Below are 19,675 nucleotides of genomic sequence, written 5' to 3'. Positions count from 1 at the left end.
TTTTTTAAAAATTCTTTAGTTTGCTTTAACAGTAACTGATCTTCTGTTTTTAGACCATGCTAAAGGATTTGATCCTGAATCAACAGGTCTTTCTTTACCATAACTGATTACAGTAATTCTGTCTGATGAAACACCATAAGTCATTAGATAATCTTTTGCAGCGTTAGCTCTTCTTTCACCAAGTGCTAAGTTATATTCTCTTGTTCCTCTTTCATCTGCATGACCCTCTAAAACTACAGTGATGTTAGAATTTTCTCTTAACCAAGCAGCTTGAGCTCTTAAAGTTTCTCTTGAAGCTGTAGTTAATATAGATTCGTTAGTTGCAAAGAACACTCTATCAGCAACACCATCTGCTAAATATTTTACGCTATCTGTTCCAACGTAAACATCTCCTTGCATTTGACCTGCAATTTTTTCAATTTTAGTAACTTCTTCTTTTTTAGTTTCTTCTTTTGGCGCTTCTACAGCTACCTCTTTTTTTGTTGCACACGCTGTTAAGATTATTCCAGCTGAAATAACTAATAACGTGTTTTTGAAAATTTTGTTTAATCTCATTAATTTGCTCCTTGCTGCTTTTTCAAATACTATTTTTTTCACAACTAATTAGATGTTTCAACCCAAAAAATCAAGAAATTTCATCGTATTTAAAGATAAAATGATATTAATTACTTAATAAAGACGACCAAGATGGGTCAGATGCGTCTGTCTCAGTTGTTATCAATCTTTCATTATAACCAGTTAAATCAATAGACCATAATTTAGCAGAAAAACCTTCGCCTTTAGAATTAGTTTTTGTTTCTCTATAAAATATCAAAACTCTTCCATTGGGTGACCAAGATGGGGCCTCTTGATAATAGTTTTCTGTTAACAATCTTTCACCGGTTCCATCTGTTCTCATCACTCCAATATAAAATTTTCCTTTATGTAATTTTGTAAATGCAATTAAATCACCCCTAGGAGACCAAACTGGTGTTCCGTACAAACCATTACCAAAAGAAATTCTTTTCACATCACTTCCATCATTTTTCATGACATAAATTTGTTGGTAACCACTTCTGTCAGAGTTAAAAGTTATATATTTTCCGTCTGGAGAATAAGAGGGTGATGTATCAATTGAAGGATGATTGGTTATTCTCTCTACTAATCGAGTCTCTAAATTCATTGTATAAATATCTGATTTTCCATCTTTTGCGAAACTCATGATTATTTTTTTACCATCAGGTGAAAATCTAGGAGCAAATGTCATTCCAGGAAAATCTCCAACTACTTCTTGTGTTCCCGTTTCAATATCTAATAGATAAACACGTGGCATATTTTTAAAATAAGATAAATAAGTAACCATTTGACTTGCAGGGTTAAATCGTGGAGTAAGGACAAGCTCATTTCCTAAAGTTAGAAATTTATTATTTGCACCATCTTGATCCATGATAGCTAATTTTTTTATTCTTTGTGTTTTTGGTCCTTCTTCTGCAACATAAATTATTCTTGTATCAAAATACCCTTTTTCGCCTGTTAATCTCTCATACACTTTATCTGATATTATGTGCCCAACTCTTCTCCAATTTGTTGGTACAGTTGTAAATGCTAAAGCCATCATCTCTTTTGCAGCAAGCACATCCCAAAGTCTAAACTCGACTCTTAATTTGTCATTAATGTAGTTTACTTTACCCGTTATAAGAGCTTGAGCTTTAATTAAATTCCAATCCTCAAATCTTGGTTTTAAATTTGCTATATCTGGAGCTTGTAAAAATGCTTTTTTATCTAAAGGATTAAATAAACCTGAAGTTCTTAAATTATTTTCAACAATTAATGATATTTCAGATCCAATGTTCTCTTTGTCTAGAATTTTTTCAAAATTCTTTCTAGACGTTTCATCTATTGATAATGGTGAGACTGCAAGTGGAAGAGGGTTTAAATTTCCCCTTGTAATATCAACTTCAATTAGCGCTAAAGCTTTTAATGGAAAAAAAACAAAAATGAAAATTATAAATTTTTTAATCATAAATTCTTTATACTAACCTCCTAACATCTCTCTTGCATCAAAATTTAATTGTAATTCTTTCCATCTCTCATAACCAGAAGCTGGAACTCTCAAAGGTTGACATAATCTTACTGCTCTTAAGGCACTTTCTGCTAAGACTTTATAAAAACCCTGTCCAGGTTTATTCATTCTAGCATGATCTAATATCTCAGTTTTTGTGACTGAACCATCTGGTTTAAGTTTTAATTTTATTCTGACTAGTAAATTTTCGTCATATGGCAAACCTAAAGGTATGCTCCAACAACCAAATATTTGGGCCTTTAATGCATCTTCCTCACTTAAAGTTAGTTGAGAGTTTTCAATGTTTCTTACTTGATCTTGGGTTACATCATTATTGGTTTTCACTTTTTCCGCTGTTTCTTCTTTTGATTTATCTATTAATGCTGCAATGTTGTTTGGATCAAATAAATCTTTTTTTTCAAACTCAGATACTTGCTTTACTTCATTATCTACCTTTTCTGGATTTTGTTTTTTTTCCTCTTTAGTCTTTAATTTTTTAACTTCTTTATCTGGCAAAGGGACAGCTTCAGGATTTTGTTTTTCTATCGTTTTGTTTTTTTTCTCTGAGACAACAGTCTTTGTTTTGGTTTTTTTTACTTTTTTAGGTGGAGCTTGTTCTGAAACAAGTTTTTTTTCTTTTTCTTTTACTTTTTGAATAATTTTTTTTGCTTTAGGCGCGAAAGGAATATTTGTTTCTTCTGTTATTTGAATTAATTCAACAGAAACTATGGGTGGAATGTCTATTGGTTTTTTTGATAGAAAAGGCAAACTTAAAGCTGTAAGGACAACTAAAGATATGTGTAAAGCTGAGGATATAGCTATACTACTACTCTTCACCGTAACTACCTTTGTTTAAGAGGCTCAGAGATTAAAGCAACTTTTGTAAAACCAGATCCAGATAATAAACCCATTATCTCTAAAACTCTTCCATAGTTTATTGTTTTATCACCTCGTACATAAATTCTTGTGTCAGTTCTATTTTTTGAAACAGCTAAAACTTTAGCGATTATGTTGTCATACTCTACTTTTGATTCTTGGATAAAAATTTCTCCTTTAGCATTAATAGATAATGTTAGAGGTTCTGTTTCCTCAGGCAAAGAATCTGCAGAACTTTCAGGTAGATCAACTTGAACACCAACTGTTAATAGTGGTGCAGTGACCATGAATATAATTAATAGAACCAACATCACATCAACAAAAGGTGTAACGTTAATCTCACTCATTGGTTCTTTTGATGAGCGATTTAATCTGAAAGCCATTTAAATTATTGTTAAAAATCTTTTTGAAAAATTCTCTAATTTTTCTGAGTATTTTTTTGCGTCTGTATTAAATTTATTGTAAGCAACTACTGCAGGTATAGCTGCTAACAATCCTAATGCAGTCGCAAACAATGCTTCGGCTATACCAGGCGCAACTATTGCAAGACTAGTATTTCTTGAAATTGCAATTGACTGAAAAGAATTCATAATTCCCCAAACTGTTCCAAACAATCCAATAAATGGTGCGGTTGAACCAACAGTTGCTAAAAATGTAAATCCCTTTTCAATCTTTGACATTTCTTTTTCTATTCCACCTTCAAGGAAGGCTGTCATTCTTTCAGACAAATTTGTTTTGGATTTTTTCTTTAGTAAGTTTTCCATTGCATTTCGAAACACCAAAGACATTGGGTCATCTAAATTATTTGGTAAACTATTGTAAAAATTTTCAGCAGATTTAGAGTTCCAAAATTTTTCCTCAAATTCCTCTGAGGATTTATTTATTTTTTTAAAAAGTCTATATTTTTCTATAATTACTGCCCATGAATATACAGAGCAAAGAATAAGGCTAATCATTACTGCTTTAACAATTATATCTGCTTTTAAAAATAAGCTAAAAAGTGAAAAATCTGTATTTGTTCCTAAGTCTAATGCATTTGCGGCTATATCTGCTTCCATAATCACTCATCACACTTAATTGTGTCATGAATTTGGCTATATAAATTTAAAGATTATTCATTTTTGTATGTTTCATGAAAATAACTGGCTATCAGAATTGCATCAGCTTTATTAGAGTCTTTTTTTTTAGATAAATTTGTAGAAAAATAAGGAAATATTTCAATAGCTCTTGTCCTGCTGGCATCTTTTTCTGAGTTAATTAAATTAAAATATTTTTTCCATTTTGCTGGTCTTACAAAATAAATTGGCAACTGCATTGCGCTACAAATACCTTTTAAAATTCCAAAAGATTGACCAAAATTAAACATACTGGTTACCCCTTGGCCTGGCATAGCTGAAACTTGTTCTATTACCACTTTAATATTTTTCTTTTCATACGTTTTTATTTGTGAAGATATTTCATTAAATATTTGAGATCCATTAACTTGTTTTTTATTTTTTTTTCCTTCAGTCATTGTTGGCATCTCAAGAACATCTTTGATTATTCCATCCTCTAAGAAACATATGGATCCTGAAATTCCTGGATCAATTCCAATTATTAACATCAAATGTTACCTAAATTTACGTTTGAAAAAACGTTCTGAACATCATCGTCATCTTCTAGATTTTCTAAAAACTCAATCACACTTTCTTTTTCATCATTTTGAATATCAACACTGTTAATAGGCACCCATTCAATCTCTGTGGAAATGAAATTCGCAATTTTATTTTCTAAATTTTTTTTTACATTATATATTTCATTTGAAACACATTGAACTTCATGAAACTCCTGGTGAGAGATACATTCCTCTGCACCAGCTTCTAAAGCTAATTCAAAAATCTTGTCTTCTGATATTTCATTTTTATCAATCTTTATTATCCCAAGTTGTTTAAAATTATGAGATGCCGATCCTTGTGTACCTAGACTTCCACCAGATTTTTGAAAGATGGTTCTCACATTGGAAGCTGTTCTATTTTTATTATCAGTTAAAGTTTCAACAATTACAGCAATCTTGTTTGGTCCAAAACCTTCATATCTCAAATTTTCAAAATTTGCACCAGACGCGGCAGAAGATTTATCTATTGCTCTTTCAATATTATCTTTTGGCATATTTGCTGATCTTGCAGCTTGTACTGCTGATCTTAATCTTGGGTTCATAGCAGGATCTTTATCTCCTAACTTTGCAGCTACTGTAATTTCTTTCGATAATTTAGAGAAAATTTTTGAACGTTGCTTATCAGCTTTTCCTTTTTTATGCTTAATACCTGCCCAATGTGAATGACCTGCCATATCTAAATTAAAAATTTTTTAATTTTTCCCCAAATATATAACTATTAATGTTTTTAGCTAAGCCTGTATTTATATCACAATCAACAATAACACCAGACAAAGTCCCTTCTCCAACTGCAGGAAAATGTTTAACCGAGTCTTTTTTTAAAAATCTGTTTAATGAATTCTCTTTATCCATCCCAATTACTGAGTCGTAATCACCACACATGCCTGCATCAGTTTGATATCCAGTACCATTGTTTAGTATTCTAGCATCATTCGTTGGTACATGTGTGTGTGTCCCAACAACTAAAGTTGCATGACCATCAAAAAAATGACCTATAGCATTTTTTTCACTAGTAATTTCACCATGAAAATCAACCACTAATAAATCGTAGTCATCTTTTAATTTATACTCACTTAAAAATTTTTTTGAAGTTTCAAAAACATCATCACACTTTTTCATGAAAACATTACCCATAAGGTTAAGTACACCAACTCTTACATTTTTATCTGTTTTGAAAATTTGAAAACCTCGACCAGGGGCAGGCTCAAAAAGATTTTTAGGACGTAACAATCTTTCTTCTTTTTCTATGTACTTCATGATTTCTTTTTGATCCCAAACATGATTGCCAGTTGTGATTACGTTAACACCACAGTTATAAAAATCTTTGCAAATTTCTTGTGTCAAACCTACTCCTTGGGCTGCAGCATTTTCACCATTAGCAATAACAAAATCAATTTTTTTTAATTTAATTTCACTAAGCAAGCTACTAGTAAGTTTAGAACATCCTGAAATACCTACAACATCACCTAAAAATAAAACTCTCAAAATATTAAACCTCTTTCAGTAATTATTAAATCAAGTTTCTTATCATAATTATTAACTGGTACCTTTTTTAATTCTTGGAAAGAAAAAGCAAATCCTACTTTAAATACCTTTTTTTTAATTTCAATTTTTTCAATATAACGATCATAAAAACCACCGCCATAACCCAATCGATTAAATTGCTTATCAAAAGCTAATAGTGGGACTAATAATATATCTGGATAAACTTTCTTTTGAGACAATGGTTCAATAATCCCGTATTTGTTTATCTTCAATGGATTATCTTTAGACCATTCATAAAAGTCCATTTGGTTATTTTTCTTGATTATCGGTAAAGAGGTAGTTTTTTTATTTTTACTAAATAAACTTAAAACCTCTAAATCATCTATTTCATGATTGCATGGATAATATCCTCCAACTATTTTTGTTTTAAGCTTATTATCCCTTAGAAATTTAATTAATTTTAAAGAATTAATTTTCAAATTTTCTTTAAAATTTTTTTTTCTAAATAATGTTATCTTTCTTCTTAATTTAGATTTATTCACAAAATTATTGAGATAAATTTTCTTGTTTCGCTTTTTCGATAAAACTTGAAATTTTCTCTGCGGCAGTATCAATTAAATCTTCATATTTTTTTTGATTAGTTTCAATCTCGATTTTTAATTTGTCATGATTTAAATTTAACTCTTTTATTTCTTCTTCTTTTTTATCTTTATATTCATAAATTAGAGTTTTTAATTCTTTAAATTTATTTGATAAATCTTTTAATTCTTGTTTCTTTTGTTCAACTTTCTTTTTTGTTTCGTAGTATTCATCCATTATTTTAACTGCTGTAATTAATAAGAGTTTATTCTCTCCTAAATTACCAAGATCGTTTTTTAAATGATTAAATTTCTGGTTTATTTGAATTAACAATTCCTCTAAATGTTCTTCTTGTCCATCATCACAAGATAGTAAAAACTCTTTATTATTGAATTTGATACTTACATTTGCCATTTATCAATCTCCTCCAACAAAGTGTCTGTTTCTTGATTTAATTCATCAATTTTCTCAGAAAACTCTATTTGTTTTCTTTCTTCAACCTTTTCTTTACTTCTAAACTCATCTAATCTTTTTGACAAAATTTCGTTTTGATCTGATAGTTCTTTATATTTTTTTTCTAGCTCATTTTTTTCAATCTCTAATTGATTTTTTTGCAAGTTAAGGTTTTCAATATTATTTTTCAAATCTGGATTAGTTAGATCTAAATTTTTTAATTCTTCTAAAGCTAGATTAAGTTTTTTTTCTTTTTCGTTTATAGAATTCATATATATATACTTATAATATTAAATAGAATCTTCTTAGTCTAGTCAGGATAATTTTTGAGTAAAATACATAACGATTTAGCAAATTGTATCAGATTTTTATCTATTGACGCGGTTCAAAAAGCTAATTCTGGTCACCCTGGGATGCCAATGGGTATGGCAGATGTTGCGACTGTACTTTTTAGGTATTTTTTAAAATTTAATCCACGAAATCCAAATTGGTTAAATAGAGATAGATTTGTTTTATCAGCAGGGCATGGTTCAATGCTTCTTTATTCTTTGCTGTACTTAACTGGTTATAAAAGTATTTCGTTAAATTCGATTAAAAAGTTTAGACAACTAAACTCTATTTGTGCAGGTCATCCAGAGTATCATCCAAAAACTGGAATTGAAACAACCACTGGACCACTTGGACAAGGAATAGCTAATGCAGTTGGATTTGCAATAGCTGAAGAATTCCTCAAAAAAAAATTAGGTAAAAATCTAATTAATCACAAAACTTATGTTCTAGCTGGCGATGGTTGCTTAATGGAAGGTATTAGTCACGAAGCAATGAGTTTAGCTGGTCACTTAAAATTAAAAAATTTGGTGATGCTTTTCGATAATAATAATATTTCAATTGATGGCCCAACAAGCCTTGCTGTATCAGATAATTTTAAAAAAAGATTTGAAAGCTACGGATGGGATTACATATTAGTTGATGGTCACAATCAAAATCAAATTTATAGAGCTTTAAAAAGAGTTCAAAATGCAAAAAAACCAACAGTAATTTCTTGTAAAACAAAAATTGGATATGGTTCTCCAAATAAATCTGGTAAGTCGTCTTCACATGGTAGTCCTTTGGGATTAGATGAAATTAAATTAGTAAGAAAAGTACTTAAATGGAAATATAAACCTTTTGAAATTCCAAATAAGTTATTGAACCAATGGAGAGCTATAGGAAGAAAGGGTCAGTTAATTGAAAAAAAATGGGACAAATTAACTAAAAAACAAAGTGAAAAATTAAATCTAATCAAAAATAATAATAACTTTAAAAATGTTTTAAATGCAGAAAAGAAACTTGCAATCAAAGAACCTAAAAGCTTAGCAACAAGAAAATGTTCTGAGTTAACTTTAAGCGCATTAACCAATTCAAATAATAATCTTATTGGTGGTTCTGCAGATTTGGCTGGATCTAACAATACAAAAACAAAAAAACATAAAATTATTACACCAGGTAATTTTGAGGGAAATTATATTCACTATGGTGTCAGAGAACATGCAATGAGTGGAGTTATGAATGGGATCGCACTCCATAGTAATTTTATTCCTTATGGTGGAACTTTTTTAATATTTTCTGATTACTGTAAACCATCAATAAGATTGTCAGCTCTAATGCAACAAAGAGTTATTTATGTAATGACGCATGATTCAATTGGCTTAGGTGAAGATGGACCAACACATCAACCAATTGAGCAATTATCTGGTTTAAGATCAATTCCAAACCTTAATGTATTTAGACCTGCAGACAGAATTGAAACAATTGAATGCTGGGAGCATGCTTTAAAGACTACAAAGACTCCAAGTGTGTTGTCTCTAACAAGACAAAATTTAAATCCGATTAGAAAAAAATATTCTTCAAATAATAAATGTTCACTTGGAGCTTATGAAGTGCTTAGAACAAATAAGAAAATTAAATTAACAATTTTGGCAAGTGGTTCAGAAGTAAATCTTGCGATCGAAGCAAGTCAAAAACTTGCCAAAGATAAAATTTATTCTAAAGTTATTTCAGTACCTTGTATGGAGCTTTTTGATAAACAAAGTAAAACTTATAAAAATAAAATACTAAATGAAACCAAAAATAAAATATCCATAGAAGCTGGTTCAAGTGATTGTTGGAAAAAGTATGTTGGAGAAAATGGAAAAAATTTTGGAATTAATGAATTTGGCAGAAGTGCACCATTTAAAGAAATATATAAATTTTTTGGTCTCACAAAAGAAAATATAACCAATAAATCAAAAAGTTTAATTAACAATTAATAATGACAATTAAAGTTGGAATTAATGGAATGGGTAGAATTGGTCGAATGGTAGTTCGATCAATTATAGAAAGCCAAGATAAAAAAATAAAAATACAACACATCAATAACAGATCAAATTCTGAGGCTACCTGCACATTGATAAAATATGATTCTATACACGGTAAATTTAATGCTGATTTAGATTTTGATGAAAATCATTTGATAATAAATAGTGAAAAAATTACATTTTCACAGGAGTCTAGTATTGAAAATATAGACTGGAAAAAATTTGATGTTGATTATGTTTTTGAGTGTACAGGAAAATTTAATTCTAAAGAAAAACTTTTAGCTCATATAAAAAATGGAGCAAAAAAAGTAATAGTATCTGCGCCGTGTAAAAATGCAGATAAAACAATCGTATTTGGTGTAAATGAAAAAGATATAACCAGTAAGGACCAAATAATCTCAGCTGCATCATGTACGACAAACTGTTTGGCTCCAGTTGTACATACACTTAATGAAAATTTTGAAATTGAAAAAGGGTTTATGACCACTATTCATGCATTTACAAGTGATCAAAGAATTCTGGATAATTCACATAAAGACCCAAGAAGAGCAAGATCAGCAAGTCAATCAATTGTTCCAACATCTACTGGTGCATCAAAAGCAATTGGTGAAATAATTCCTAGCTTAAATGGAAAGTTAGAGGGGGTCGCAATGAGAGTACCTACCCCAAATGTTTCACTTGTAGAATTAGTTTTCTGCACGAAAAAAAATATCAATAAAGAAAATATAAATAAATCATTTGAATTAGCATCAAAAAATAAACTAAAAAATGTATTAGAAATCACTTATGAAAAGTTAGTATCAATTGATTTTAATCATAACCCTGCATCTGCGATTGTTGATGGATCTCTTACTAATGTTGTTGGAGACAATATGGGTAAAATTTCAGCCTGGTATGATAATGAATGGGGTTTTTCAAATCGTATGTGTGATATTGCAAAGTTTATTGATCAAAATTCTTAATGCAAAGTATTTCCAGATTAACAGACCTGGCAGGTAAAAAAGTTATTTTAAGATTGGATTTAAATGTACCTCTTAAGAATTGTAAAATAACTGACACTACAAGAATTGACAAAGTTCTTCCAACAATTAAATTTTTATTAAATCAAAATTCAAAAATAATTATCTTATCTCATGTCGGTCGACCTAAAGGAAAAATAATAAAAGATCTTTCGTTAAAACCAATACAAGAGGATATAGAAAAAAAATTAAATGAGAAAATAAACCTTATTGAAAAAAATATATATGAGATAAATAAAGATTTAATTGATAATTTTAGTGAAAAAATTTTATTAATTGAAAATATTAGATTTTATCCAGAAGAAGAAAAAAATGACACTAATTTTGCAAAACATTTGGCAAGTTTAGGTGATATTTATGTAAATGATGCTTTTTCATGCTCACATAGAGCTCATACATCTGTTTGTGAAATTTCAAAATTTTTACCGTCTTTTTCAGGATTACAACTAGATTTAGAGATTGGTGCATTAAAAAAAATTACATCTAATATAATTAAACCTGTTACTTGCATAATTGGAGGATCTAAAATTTCTACTAAAATTAATATTATTAAAAATTTAATTCCAAAATTTGATAACATAGTAATTGTGGGTGCAATGGCGAATAACTTAATTGAACACAATGGATACAATATAGGAAAATCTCTTAAGGAAGAAAATGTTAGTTCTATAGTTAATGAAATACTTTCATATTCAAAAAAAAAAAATTGTAGATTAATTTTTCCAGAAGATGTGGTGGTGGCCAATGATTTAAATGGTCACCCTAAAATTAAAGAATTGAATCAAATTAAATTAGATGAAATGATTTTGGATATAGGTCCAAAAACTGTTGAAAGTATATGTAATATTATTGATAATACAAACACCATATTATGGAACGGTCCTGCTGGATATTTTGAAAATCCTAATTTTGCTAATGGAAGTACTGCAATTGCAAAAAAAATAGTTGAAAAATATAAAGAAGATAAAATTTATTCTGTTGTAGGTGGTGGAGATACCGTTTCATTAATTAATTCTTTAAACGCTGTTAAAAACTTTAATTTTGTTTCAACTGCAGGTGGAGCATTTTTGGAATATCTTGAAGGAAAAGAACTTCCTGGTATAAGCGCTTTAAATTGATATGTCAGAACTAAATAAAATAGCTCTTAAAATACTTTCAAATGGCAAAGGGATACTTGCGGCAGATGAAAGTAACGGAACTATGACAAAAAGACTTCAGACTGTAAATATTGAGTCTACACCAAAAAGCAGACTCGCTTTTAGAGAAACTCTTTTTAGTTCAGAAAGTATGAAAGATTGTATCGGTGGTGTGATCTTGTACGATGAAACAATAAACCAAATTTCAAGTTTAGGTAAATCAATTCCTGAATTAATCTCTGCTAGTGGAGCAGTACCTGGAATTAAAGTAGATACAGGTGCAAAAAATTTAGCAAACTCTCCAGAGGAAAAAATTACAGAAGGGCTAGACGGGCTAAGAGAAAGATTAAAAAAATACTATGAGCTTGGTGCAAGATTTACAAAATGGAGAGGTGTTTATTCGATAAGCAATAACTATCCTAGCAAACTTGCAATTCATTCTAATGCTCATGCACTTGCAAGATATGCCGCTTTAGTTCAAGAATGTGAAATGGTTCCTATAGTGGAACCAGAAGTTTTAATGGATGGTGATCATTCAGCTGATGAGTGTTTGGAAAAAACTTCAGAAGTTATAAAAAAATGTTTTGAGGAATTAATTATGCATAAAATTGATTTATCAGGGATCATATTAAAACCAAATATGATTTTAGCTGGAAGTAATTCAAAAAACAAAATCTCTAATGAAGAAGTTTCAGACAAAACACTTGAATGTCTTAAAAATTCAGTACCTACAGAAGTACCAGGAATTGCTTTCTTGTCTGGAGGTCAATCCGAAGTAGAAGCAACAGAAAATCTCAATTTAATTAGCAAAAACAATAGTACAAATTTTATAATGACCTATTCATATGGTCGGGCTTTACAACAAAGTGCACTTAAATTTTGGTCTAAAGACATCACTAAAACTAACGAAACACAAGATGTGTTTAATCATAGAGCAAGAATGTGTACTTTAGCTTCTCAAGGAAAATGGACAAACGATCTTGAGAATAAATAAAAAAAAATTTATTTATCTTATCTCTCCAAATAAAATAACAAAGAATTTTTACAAGATGCTGAATGAGGTATTGAAATCAAGTAAAATAAGTTTTTTTCAAATGAGATTTAAAAAATACTCATTTGAAAAAAAATTTTTGGTAGGAAAAAAGATCAGACAACTATGTAAAAAAAATAATGTAAAATTTATTGTTAATGATGACCCAGTTCTTGCAAAAAAATTAGATGCTGATGGATGTCATTTAGGGCAAAAAGATGTGAATATCAAAGAAGCCAAAAAAATAATTGGAAATAAAATTATTGGGATAACATGTCACAACTCAATTAAAATTGCAAAAGAAGCAATTAAAAATAGAGCCAATTACATTGCGTTTGGTGCTTTTTTTCCAACGAAAACAAAAAAAGCTAAATACAGGGCTAATATAAAAACTTTGAATAAAGTAAAAAAATTAACAAATATTCCCATCGTAGCTATAGGTGGAATAACAAATGAAAACTATAAAAAACTTTTATTGAACAATGCAAATTTTTTAGCTATCTCAGGCTACATTTGGAATAATAAAAAATACAAACCTAAAGAAGCTATAGAAAGTTTAATATGAAAATAAATGCAAGTGAAATTAGAGTTGGAATGCTTTTAGAATATAAAAATGATCTTTGGCAAGTTCTAAAAACACAACATGTAAAACCTGGAAAAGGTGGTGCATTTGCACAAGTAGAAATGAAAAGTGTTGGTAAAAATACCAAACTAAATGAAAGATTTAGATCTAGTGAAACTGTAGAAAAAGCATCATTAGATGAAAATAAATACAATTATATGTATGAAGATGATGCTAATTATTTTTTTATGGAACCAAAAACTTTTGAACAAATTGAAATTAAAAAAGAAATTATTGGCGAACAAGGTAAATTATTAACTGAAAATCTTGAGGTATCTGTAAGTTTTTATAATGAAAATCCAATTTCAGTTGAATTGCCAAATCAGGTACAATGTAAAATAGAAACTACTGATGCAGCATTAAAAGGTCAAACAGTCTCGTCCTCTTACAAACCAGCAACTCTAGATAATGGTTTAAATATTCAAGTTCCACCGTTTATAGAGGCAGGTGACGAAGTAATTGTTGATACACGAAATTTAGAGTACGTAAAAAAAATTTGAAATGATATCAATATCTTCAAATCTTAACTTGATGATAAAGGCTGCTGAAAAAGCATCTAAATCTGCAATCAGAGATTTTGGTGAAGTAGAAAAATTACAAGTTTCTAAAAAAGGCCCTAACGATTTTGTTACAAAAACAGATAAAAATGTAGAAAAAATTTTAATAGAAGAATTATCTAAATCGAAAAAAAATTACTCATTTATAACAGAAGAAACTGGCAAGATAAATAACAAGGACAAAGAAAATTTTTGGATTATAGACCCAATAGATGGGACAACTAATTTTCTTCACGGTATTCCACACTTTGCTATTTGTATTGCCCACATGTCTAACAACGAAATTATAAGTGGATTAATTTTCGACCCAATAAAAGATGAAATGTTTTTTTCTGAAAAAAATAGGGGAGCATACTTGAATAATCAAAGACTAAGAGTTTCAAAAAAAAGCTCTATTGAGGATTGTTTGTTCTCGAGTAACCATGAGGGAGTAAAATTTAGTGACCTTAACATGAGATGTACTGGATGTGCTGCACTTGATCTAGCATATGTATCTTCAGGAAGACTTGATGGATTTTTTCATAACAAAATTAATATTTGGGATATTGCAGCAGGAGTTCTGATGGTCGAAGAAGCAGGTGGAACAGTCAATAAAATTAATAAATTAGATATAAAAAATATTGATATTAGAGCCTCAAGTAGTGCAATTAGTGATAAAATGCTTGAAAAATTAGTTAACTTTTAATTGTTTTCAATAATTCTTTTGCTATAAGTCACGTCATGAAAAAAAACATTCATCCAAACTACCATACTATTAAAGTTGAAATGACGGACGGGACACAATTTGAAACAAGATCAACTTGGGGTTCCGAAGGTGATGTACTTAAACTCGAAATTGACCCTAAATCACACGCTGCTTGGACTGGTGGAAAACAGAAGTTGATGGACAAAGGTAGAATAAGTAAATTTAATAAAAAATTTCAAAATTTTAAATCAGAAAAGAAAAGTTAAATGTCAAATGCACCTCTTATGCCAATGGCTACTGCTGTTTGGTTAGTAGAAAATACAACACTAACATTTAAACAAATTGCAGATTTCTGCAATCTGCACGAAGTGGAAATTCAAGGGATAGCAGATGGTGAAGTTGCAAAAGGAATTAAAGCTTATAATCCAATTATTTCAGGACAGCTTTCAAGAGAAGAAATAGAATTATCATCAAAAGATGAGAGCAGACCATTGCAAATCAAAAATAATGACATTGAAATCTCAAACAATGAAAAGAAAATAAAAAAATATATCCCTCTTTCAAAAAGACAAGATAAACCAGACTCAGCTTTATGGCTCATAAGACAACACAATATTCTCAAAGACTCTCAGATAGCAAAGTTAGTTGGAATTACAAAAAACTCAGTTACCTTAATAAGAAATAAGAGTTATTGGAACTACAACAATCTTAACCCTAAAGACCCAGTGGCACTAAACCTATTTTCTCAAAAAGATCTCATTGACGCTATAGAAAAAGCTGAGAGAAGAATTAAAAGAGAAAAAAAAGAAAAAGAAAAACAAAGTAAAATAAATTAAGCAGGTATATAGTGAACAAAACCAATAGACATAAATTAATAAAAGTGATATCAAACCACTTTTTTGGAGGTAGTTATTAAAATAGAAGTAAAAGATAATAATGTTGAACAGGCATTAAGGGTTTTAAAAAGAAAACTACAAAGAGACGGTTTTTTTAAAGTTATTAAATTAAAAAATACTTATGAAAAGCCTTCTGAAAAGAAAAAAAGAATTCTTCAAGAAAACATTAAAAGAGTTAAAAAGTTAAACAAGCTTAAAAACAGAATTTAGTTATACCGCGGGGTGGAGCAGTCTGGTAGCTCGTCAGGCTCATAACCTGAAGGTCGGCGGTTCAAATCCGTCCCCCGCAACCAATTATATTAAATAATGTTTAACTAAACTTTTTAAGATATTTAGATCTCCAGAATTTATAAAACTATAAATTCTTGGTAATGTCTTCAGTCATTTTTTTAGCATCAGCAAATAACATTAAAGTATTCTCTTTATAGAATAAATCATTATCAATACCTGCATATCCTGGTGAAAGACTTCTCTTAACGAATAAAACTGACTTACATTTTTCAACATCAAGAACAGGCATACCAAATATTGGGCTTTGAGGATCAGTTTTTGCAACAGGATTAGTTACATCATTGGCTCCAATTACAAAAGCAACATCTGCATTTGCAAAATCATTATTTATTTCCTCTAATTCAAATACCTCATCATAAGGAACATTAGCTTCTGCTAATAGTACATTCATGTGACCAGGCATTCTTCCTGCAACAGGGTGAATAGCATAAGAAACTTTAATATCGTTTTTCTTAAGTGTATCAACCATTTCTCTTAAAGCATGTTGAGCTTGGGCTACTGCCATACCATAACCTGGAACTATTATAACTGAAGATGCATTTTTCATTAAAAAAGCTGCATCATCAGCATTACCACTTTTTACTGGCTTTTGTTCTTTATTTTGACCAGCAGAAGTTTGTTCGGTTGCACCAAAACCACCTAAGATAACATTAAAAAATGATCTATTCATTCCCTTACACATTATATATGAAAGTATGGCACCTGAAGATCCCACTAAAGCTCCTGTAATGATTAGTGCAGTATTCTCCAAAGTAAATCCAATGCCAGCTGCTGCCCAACCAGAATATGAATTTAACATTGAGATTACTACAGGCATATCTGCACCTCCAATTGGAATAATAATTAAAAATCCAATTAAAAAAGATACTGTTATTAATATCCAAAATAAATTAGCTGATTGTGATGAACAAAGATAAATTGATAAAATTACAATTAACACTAATAATAAAGCATTTAATAAGTGCTGACCTTTAAAAGTTATGGGCGCACCTGACATTATTCCTTGTAATTTTAAAAATGCTATGACAGACCCAGAAAAAGTGATTGCACCAACTGCTGCTCCGATTGCCATTTCTATTAAACTTGCGAGTTTAATGTTTCCTGGTGTGCCTAAATTAAATGCAGCTGGATTAATAAATGCAGAAATTGCTACAAAAACTGCAGCTAAACCAACTAAACTATGAAATCCAGCAACTAATTCTGGCATTGCTGTCATTGGTATTCTATATGCAATAAAAGCTCCTATAGTTCCGCCAATGGCCAAAAATATTAGAACGTAAATAAATCCAGAACTAAAATTTCCAACTGAAAGAAATGTTACAGTCACAGCTATTATCATTCCGATAATTCCAAATAGATTTCCTTGTCTTGAAGTTTCAGGAGAAGACAATCCTCTTAAAGCTAAGATAAACAACACCCCTGATACTAGATATAGAATTGCAGATAAATTTGCTGACATTTATTATTTTTCCTTTTTCTTTTTTTTATACATAGCAAGCATTCTTTGAGTAACTAAAAATCCACCAAAAATATTAACCGCTGCTAATATAATCGCTAAAAATCCATAAATACTAGATGATGAAAACACCACTCCCTCACTTCCAGATAAAGCTGCAATGATCGCGCCAACTATAATTACTGAAGAGATTGCATTTGTGACTGACATCAATGGTGTATGTAACGAGGGTGTTACACTCCATACGACATAGTAACCTACAAATATTGATAATATAAAAATGCTTAATCTAAATATAAAAGGATCTATTTCCATAATACTATTTAATAAGTGTTTTCTCTATAATTTCATCTTCTAAATTAATATTTAGTTTCTTGTTTTCTTTATCATATAAATTTGTGATAAAATTAAATAAATTTTTTGCATACAAATTAGAAGCTGAAACTGGTAATTTATTTAGTATATTTGCCTCACCTAAAATTTTAACACCATCTTTTTCAATAATTTTATCGACTTCAGTAAAAACAGTGTTTCCTCCTTGAACAGCTGCTAAATCATAAATAACTGAGCCTGGTTGTAAATTTTTAAACATATCTTCCTTAATAATTTTAGGTGCTTCTCTACCTGGAATTAAAGCAGTACAAATTATTATATCAATTTTCTTTAATGTTTCTGAAAGTAATTCTTCTTGTTTTTTTTTAAATTCACTTGAAGCCTCTTTTGCATAACCACCTTCAGTTTCTAAATTCTCAGATCCTTCAACTGTTAAAAATTTTCCACCTAAACTTTCTACTTGTTCTTTAGATGCCATTCTGACATCAGTAGCAAATACAACAGCTCCCATACGTTTTGCAGTTGCTATTGCTTGTAGTCCAGCAACTCCTGCTCCAACTACTAATACTTTTGCAGCAGGAATAGTTCCAGCAGCTGTCATCATCATTGGAATTGCTTTTTCATAAACTTGGAAAGCTTCAACAACAGCTTTATAACCAGCGAGATTAGCTTGTGATGATAAGATATCCATTGATTGGGCTCTTGTTATTCGTGGTAATAACTCCAATGAAAAACAATTTATTTTTTTTGAATTTAAATTCTCTAATTTTTCTTTATTTAAAAAAGTATTTAATGAACCAATTAAAGTTTGATTTTCTTTAAATAATAATAATTTTTCTTCATTTGGTAATCCTAATTGAATAATAATATCAGAACTTTTAATTATTTCATCTTCGTTATTTATAAAATTAACTCCTAAATTTTTATAGTCTTCATCACTAAAACCTAAATGAGTTCCATAATTATTAGATAGTGTTAAATTAAATCCTAAACTAATATATTTTTTTGCAATTTCCGGGGTAATTGCTATTCGTTTCTCAATGTTATGGTTTTCTGAAATTGAAGCAAGATTCATAAAAATTTGTAATAAGAAATTATAAAAGAAATAATGCCATTAAAACTAGAACTGTGATTACAGCGACTGTTCCCCATAAAACAAATTTAGTAAAATTATTCCAAGTATTTTTATGGTTTTCATGGTCCATAAAATTATTTCTGTCTTGCTTTAAATTTTGGGTTAGTTTTGTTAATTACGTATACCCTACCTCTTCTTCTGACAAGTTTAGAGTTTAAGTCTCTTTTTTTTATTGATTTTAATGAACTTTTAATTTTCATAATTCTGGCTCTTAATAAAGGAACTTACATAATCTTTCAATTGTAATTTTCCATATTTTTGTATTATTTTGTTATTAATTGCTATTTTAGTCATAGCAGATGCATATCTTTCACCTAATCTGGGTTTTAATAACTTTATTTTACTTTTAAACATTTTTGCAACTTCAAGTATTGAATAAGAGTTTTTATTGCTAATACTGTAATATTTGCACTTATCTGCTTTAAAAGCCTCATAACAAATACGAACGGTGTCACTGATATGAGTAAATCTTCTAGACTGCGTACCAGGTCTTACAACTGTTATAGGTTTTTTATTTTCATATTGATGTTCAAATATACCAATTACTGTAGCCATATCTCCAACCTTAATTTGTCTTGCTCCATAAACATTATAAAAAAAAATAACTTCAAATTTAAAATTAAACCATTTTTTTAAATTTTCTAATAATTCTAAATTTTTTGATTTAGTAAAAGCATATGGAGAAAGATTTTTATCATTTCCTTTATTACCTAATGAAGCTGAGGTTGCTGAATAAATTAGTTTTATTTTGTTGTCTAAACAAAATTTAAAAACAGCTTTTGAACCTATTGAATTTGATTGATAACATTCATCAAACTTTTTAAAACTTTGAAAAATTCTTGCAAACTCACCAAAATGAAATACTGAGTTAATTTTTTTTTTATATTTATTCAATATTTTTGCAACATTAGCTGTATCACCCTTTAAATAGCTAACTCTTTTATTATTGAAATGGTTTTTTTTTGTTCCTGATGAATAATTGTCTAAACTAATGATTTTATAAGTTGTTTTCTTCAACAACAACTCTATTAGATTTGATCCAACAAAACCTGCTCCACCTGTAACAATAATGAGATTTTTCATTTAGATTA

27 protein-coding genes and 1 tRNA gene are annotated in these 19,675 nt (G+C 29.4%); 11 read left to right on the top strand and 17 right to left on the bottom strand.

Annotated features, from left to right (window positions below):
- Window positions 1–15: 15 nt before the first annotated feature.
- The 11 genes from pal to ACTTBM_RS00195 form a co-directional block, all read right to left on the bottom strand.
- Window positions 16–555 (bottom strand): peptidoglycan-associated lipoprotein Pal, encoded by a 540-nt coding sequence (gene pal, locus ACTTBM_RS00245; protein ID WP_440614677.1) that lies wholly within the window; start codon window positions 553–555, stop codon window positions 16–18.
- Window positions 556–661: 106 nt separating this feature from the next.
- Complete coding sequence (tolB, locus tag ACTTBM_RS00240; protein ID WP_440634228.1) at window positions 662–2,002, bottom strand: Tol-Pal system beta propeller repeat protein TolB; 1,341 nt, start codon at window positions 2,000–2,002, stop codon at window positions 662–664.
- Window positions 2,003–2,014: 12 nt separating this feature from the next.
- A complete protein-coding gene (locus ACTTBM_RS00235) occupies window positions 2,015–2,878 on the bottom strand; it encodes an energy transducer TonB (RefSeq protein WP_440634227.1) in 864 nt (287 codons plus the stop codon).
- Between the two features lie 5 nt (window positions 2,879–2,883).
- Entirely contained in the window at window positions 2,884–3,300 is a 417-nt protein-coding gene (gene tolR / locus ACTTBM_RS00230; protein WP_440634226.1) for a protein TolR, read from the bottom strand.
- A complete protein-coding gene (gene tolQ, locus ACTTBM_RS00225; RefSeq protein WP_440634225.1) occupies window positions 3,301–3,975 on the bottom strand; it encodes a protein TolQ in 675 nt (224 codons plus the stop codon).
- Between the two features lie 53 nt (window positions 3,976–4,028).
- Complete coding sequence (locus ACTTBM_RS00220) at window positions 4,029–4,520, bottom strand: crossover junction endodeoxyribonuclease (RefSeq protein ID WP_440634224.1); 492 nt, start codon at window positions 4,518–4,520, stop codon at window positions 4,029–4,031.
- Window positions 4,520–5,245, bottom strand: coding sequence for a YebC/PmpR family DNA-binding transcriptional regulator (locus tag ACTTBM_RS00215; protein WP_440634223.1), 726 nt, complete (start codon window positions 5,243–5,245; stop codon window positions 4,520–4,522). Before ACTTBM_RS00215 ends, ACTTBM_RS00220 begins: the two co-directional genes overlap by 1 nt.
- Window positions 5,246–5,252: 7 nt before the next feature.
- Window positions 5,253–6,056, bottom strand: a complete 804-nt coding sequence (locus ACTTBM_RS00210) for a TIGR00282 family metallophosphoesterase (RefSeq protein ID WP_440634222.1) — start codon at window positions 6,054–6,056, stop codon at window positions 5,253–5,255.
- The gene (locus ACTTBM_RS00205) at window positions 6,053–6,598 is read right to left on the bottom strand and encodes a 5-formyltetrahydrofolate cyclo-ligase (RefSeq protein WP_440634221.1); all 546 of its coding nucleotides are present in this window, start codon (window positions 6,596–6,598) and stop codon (window positions 6,053–6,055) included. Before ACTTBM_RS00205 ends, ACTTBM_RS00210 begins: the two co-directional genes overlap by 4 nt.
- A gap of 4 nt (window positions 6,599–6,602) precedes the next feature.
- On the bottom strand, window positions 6,603–7,049 hold the full coding sequence (locus ACTTBM_RS00200; protein ID WP_440634220.1) for a cell division protein ZapA: 447 nt from the start codon (window positions 7,047–7,049) through the stop codon (window positions 6,603–6,605).
- On the bottom strand, window positions 7,037–7,360 hold the full coding sequence (locus tag ACTTBM_RS00195) for a 5-formyltetrahydrofolate cyclo-ligase (protein ID WP_440634219.1): 324 nt from the start codon (window positions 7,358–7,360) through the stop codon (window positions 7,037–7,039). The genes ACTTBM_RS00200 and ACTTBM_RS00195 overlap by 13 nt, the downstream gene beginning before the upstream one ends.
- 54 nt (window positions 7,361–7,414) lie before the next feature.
- Here ACTTBM_RS00195 and tkt point away from each other — a divergent pair, with 54 nt between their 5' ends.
- From tkt to ACTTBM_RS00140, 11 genes are all read left to right on the top strand, one after another.
- Complete coding sequence (gene tkt, locus ACTTBM_RS00190) at window positions 7,415–9,376, top strand: transketolase (protein WP_440634218.1); 1,962 nt, start codon at window positions 7,415–7,417, stop codon at window positions 9,374–9,376.
- Between the two features lie 2 nt (window positions 9,377–9,378).
- Window positions 9,379–10,386, top strand: coding sequence for a type I glyceraldehyde-3-phosphate dehydrogenase (gene gap, locus ACTTBM_RS00185; protein WP_440634217.1), 1,008 nt, complete (start codon window positions 9,379–9,381; stop codon window positions 10,384–10,386).
- Entirely contained in the window at window positions 10,386–11,561 is a 1,176-nt protein-coding gene (locus ACTTBM_RS00180; RefSeq protein ID WP_440634216.1) for a phosphoglycerate kinase, read from the top strand. Before gap ends, ACTTBM_RS00180 begins: the two co-directional genes overlap by 1 nt.
- A gap of 1 nt (window position 11,562) precedes the next feature.
- On the top strand, window positions 11,563–12,573 hold the full coding sequence (locus ACTTBM_RS00175) for a class I fructose-bisphosphate aldolase (RefSeq protein ID WP_440634215.1): 1,011 nt from the start codon (window positions 11,563–11,565) through the stop codon (window positions 12,571–12,573).
- Window positions 12,560–13,174, top strand: a complete 615-nt coding sequence (thiE, locus tag ACTTBM_RS00170) for a thiamine phosphate synthase (RefSeq protein WP_440634214.1) — start codon at window positions 12,560–12,562, stop codon at window positions 13,172–13,174. Before ACTTBM_RS00175 ends, thiE begins: the two co-directional genes overlap by 14 nt.
- Window positions 13,171–13,731 carry an elongation factor P gene (gene efp / locus ACTTBM_RS00165; protein WP_440618057.1) on the top strand — a complete coding sequence of 187 codons (561 nt, stop codon included), beginning with the start codon at window positions 13,171–13,173 and terminating at the stop codon, window positions 13,729–13,731. The genes thiE and efp overlap by 4 nt, the downstream gene beginning before the upstream one ends.
- Before the next feature lies 1 nt (window position 13,732).
- On the top strand, window positions 13,733–14,473 hold the full coding sequence (locus ACTTBM_RS00160) for an inositol monophosphatase family protein (protein ID WP_440634213.1): 741 nt from the start codon (window positions 13,733–13,735) through the stop codon (window positions 14,471–14,473).
- Window positions 14,474–14,508: 35 nt separating this feature from the next.
- A complete protein-coding gene (gene rpmE, locus ACTTBM_RS00155) occupies window positions 14,509–14,739 on the top strand; it encodes a 50S ribosomal protein L31 (RefSeq protein WP_440634212.1) in 231 nt (76 codons plus the stop codon).
- Window positions 14,740–15,309, top strand: a complete 570-nt coding sequence (locus tag ACTTBM_RS00150; RefSeq protein WP_440634211.1) for a cell cycle transcriptional regulator TrcR — start codon at window positions 14,740–14,742, stop codon at window positions 15,307–15,309.
- Window positions 15,310–15,384: 75 nt separating this feature from the next.
- Window positions 15,385–15,579: a 30S ribosomal protein S21 gene (rpsU, locus tag ACTTBM_RS00145; protein ID WP_075484443.1), complete on the top strand. Its 195-nt coding sequence runs from the start codon at window positions 15,385–15,387 to the stop codon at window positions 15,577–15,579.
- Window positions 15,580–15,585: 6 nt separating this feature from the next.
- A tRNA-Met gene (locus ACTTBM_RS00140) sits at window positions 15,586–15,662 on the top strand.
- 62 nt (window positions 15,663–15,724) lie between these two features.
- Here ACTTBM_RS00140 and ACTTBM_RS00135 read toward each other — a convergent pair.
- Genes ACTTBM_RS00135 through ACTTBM_RS00110 form a run of 6 tightly spaced genes read right to left on the bottom strand, consistent with a single transcriptional unit; the run spans window position 15,725 to window position 19,667 of the window.
- Window positions 15,725–17,119, bottom strand: a complete 1,395-nt coding sequence (locus tag ACTTBM_RS00135) for an NAD(P)(+) transhydrogenase (Re/Si-specific) subunit beta (protein WP_440634210.1) — start codon at window positions 17,117–17,119, stop codon at window positions 15,725–15,727.
- A gap of 3 nt (window positions 17,120–17,122) precedes the next feature.
- Entirely contained in the window at window positions 17,123–17,431 is a 309-nt protein-coding gene (locus tag ACTTBM_RS00130; RefSeq protein WP_440634209.1) for a proton-translocating transhydrogenase family protein, read from the bottom strand.
- 4 nt (window positions 17,432–17,435) lie between these two features.
- Entirely contained in the window at window positions 17,436–18,524 is a 1,089-nt protein-coding gene (locus ACTTBM_RS00125) for an NAD(P) transhydrogenase subunit alpha (protein ID WP_440634208.1), read from the bottom strand.
- Window positions 18,525–18,543: 19 nt separating this feature from the next.
- On the bottom strand, window positions 18,544–18,654 hold the full coding sequence (locus tag ACTTBM_RS00120; protein ID WP_440634207.1) for an aa3-type cytochrome c oxidase subunit IV: 111 nt from the start codon (window positions 18,652–18,654) through the stop codon (window positions 18,544–18,546).
- Between the two features lie 4 nt (window positions 18,655–18,658).
- Entirely contained in the window at window positions 18,659–18,784 is a 126-nt protein-coding gene (gene ykgO, locus ACTTBM_RS00115) for a type B 50S ribosomal protein L36 (RefSeq protein WP_008545413.1), read from the bottom strand.
- Window positions 18,774–19,667: an NAD-dependent epimerase/dehydratase family protein gene (locus ACTTBM_RS00110; RefSeq protein WP_440634206.1), complete on the bottom strand. Its 894-nt coding sequence runs from the start codon at window positions 19,665–19,667 to the stop codon at window positions 18,774–18,776. Before ACTTBM_RS00110 ends, ykgO begins: the two co-directional genes overlap by 11 nt.
- Window positions 19,668–19,675: the final 8 nt, after the last annotated feature.

The organism is Candidatus Pelagibacter sp. HIMB1746, assembly GCF_052047555.1.
Classification (GTDB): Bacteria; Pseudomonadota; Alphaproteobacteria; order Pelagibacterales; family Pelagibacteraceae; genus Pelagibacter.
Note: the sequence above shows the minus strand (reverse complement) of the source record. Positions and strands in the feature narration are given on the sequence as shown.

Coding starts and splice junctions, on each gene's coding strand:
- ACTTBM_RS00195 (WP_440634219.1), bottom strand. CDS start 7,360: ATGAATTCTATAAACGAAAAAGAAAAAAAACTTAATCTAGCTTTAGAA.
- ACTTBM_RS00180 (WP_440634216.1), top strand. CDS start 10,386: ATGCAAAGTATTTCCAGATTAACAGACCTGGCAGGTAAAAAAGTTATT.
- ACTTBM_RS00160 (WP_440634213.1), top strand. CDS start 13,733: ATGATATCAATATCTTCAAATCTTAACTTGATGATAAAGGCTGCTGAA.
- ACTTBM_RS00130 (WP_440634209.1), bottom strand. CDS start 17,431: ATGGAAATAGATCCTTTTATATTTAGATTAAGCATTTTTATATTATCA.
- ACTTBM_RS00135 (WP_440634210.1), bottom strand. CDS start 17,119: ATGTCAGCAAATTTATCTGCAATTCTATATCTAGTATCAGGGGTGTTG.
- ACTTBM_RS00125 (WP_440634208.1), bottom strand. CDS start 18,524: ATGAATCTTGCTTCAATTTCAGAAAACCATAACATTGAGAAACGAATA.
- tolB (WP_440634228.1), bottom strand. CDS start 2,002: ATGATTAAAAAATTTATAATTTTCATTTTTGTTTTTTTTCCATTAAAA.
- ACTTBM_RS00220 (WP_440634224.1), bottom strand. CDS start 4,520: ATGTTAATAATTGGAATTGATCCAGGAATTTCAGGATCCATATGTTTC.
- ACTTBM_RS00150 (WP_440634211.1), top strand. CDS start 14,740: ATGTCAAATGCACCTCTTATGCCAATGGCTACTGCTGTTTGGTTAGTA.
- rpmE (WP_440634212.1), top strand. CDS start 14,509: ATGAAAAAAAACATTCATCCAAACTACCATACTATTAAAGTTGAAATG.
- ACTTBM_RS00110 (WP_440634206.1), bottom strand. CDS start 19,667: ATGAAAAATCTCATTATTGTTACAGGTGGAGCAGGTTTTGTTGGATCA.
- ACTTBM_RS00200 (WP_440634220.1), bottom strand. CDS start 7,049: ATGGCAAATGTAAGTATCAAATTCAATAATAAAGAGTTTTTACTATCT.
- efp (WP_440618057.1), top strand. CDS start 13,171: ATGAAAATAAATGCAAGTGAAATTAGAGTTGGAATGCTTTTAGAATAT.
- pal (WP_440614677.1), bottom strand. CDS start 555: ATGAGATTAAACAAAATTTTCAAAAACACGTTATTAGTTATTTCAGCT.
- gap (WP_440634217.1), top strand. CDS start 9,379: ATGACAATTAAAGTTGGAATTAATGGAATGGGTAGAATTGGTCGAATG.
- tolR (WP_440634226.1), bottom strand. CDS start 3,300: ATGGCTTTCAGATTAAATCGCTCATCAAAAGAACCAATGAGTGAGATT.
- ACTTBM_RS00215 (WP_440634223.1), bottom strand. CDS start 5,245: ATGGCAGGTCATTCACATTGGGCAGGTATTAAGCATAAAAAAGGAAAA.
- ACTTBM_RS00120 (WP_440634207.1), bottom strand. CDS start 18,654: ATGGACCATGAAAACCATAAAAATACTTGGAATAATTTTACTAAATTT.
- ykgO (WP_008545413.1), bottom strand. CDS start 18,784: ATGAAAATTAAAAGTTCATTAAAATCAATAAAAAAAAGAGACTTAAAC.
- tolQ (WP_440634225.1), bottom strand. CDS start 3,975: ATGGAAGCAGATATAGCCGCAAATGCATTAGACTTAGGAACAAATACA.
- ACTTBM_RS00175 (WP_440634215.1), top strand. CDS start 11,563: ATGTCAGAACTAAATAAAATAGCTCTTAAAATACTTTCAAATGGCAAA.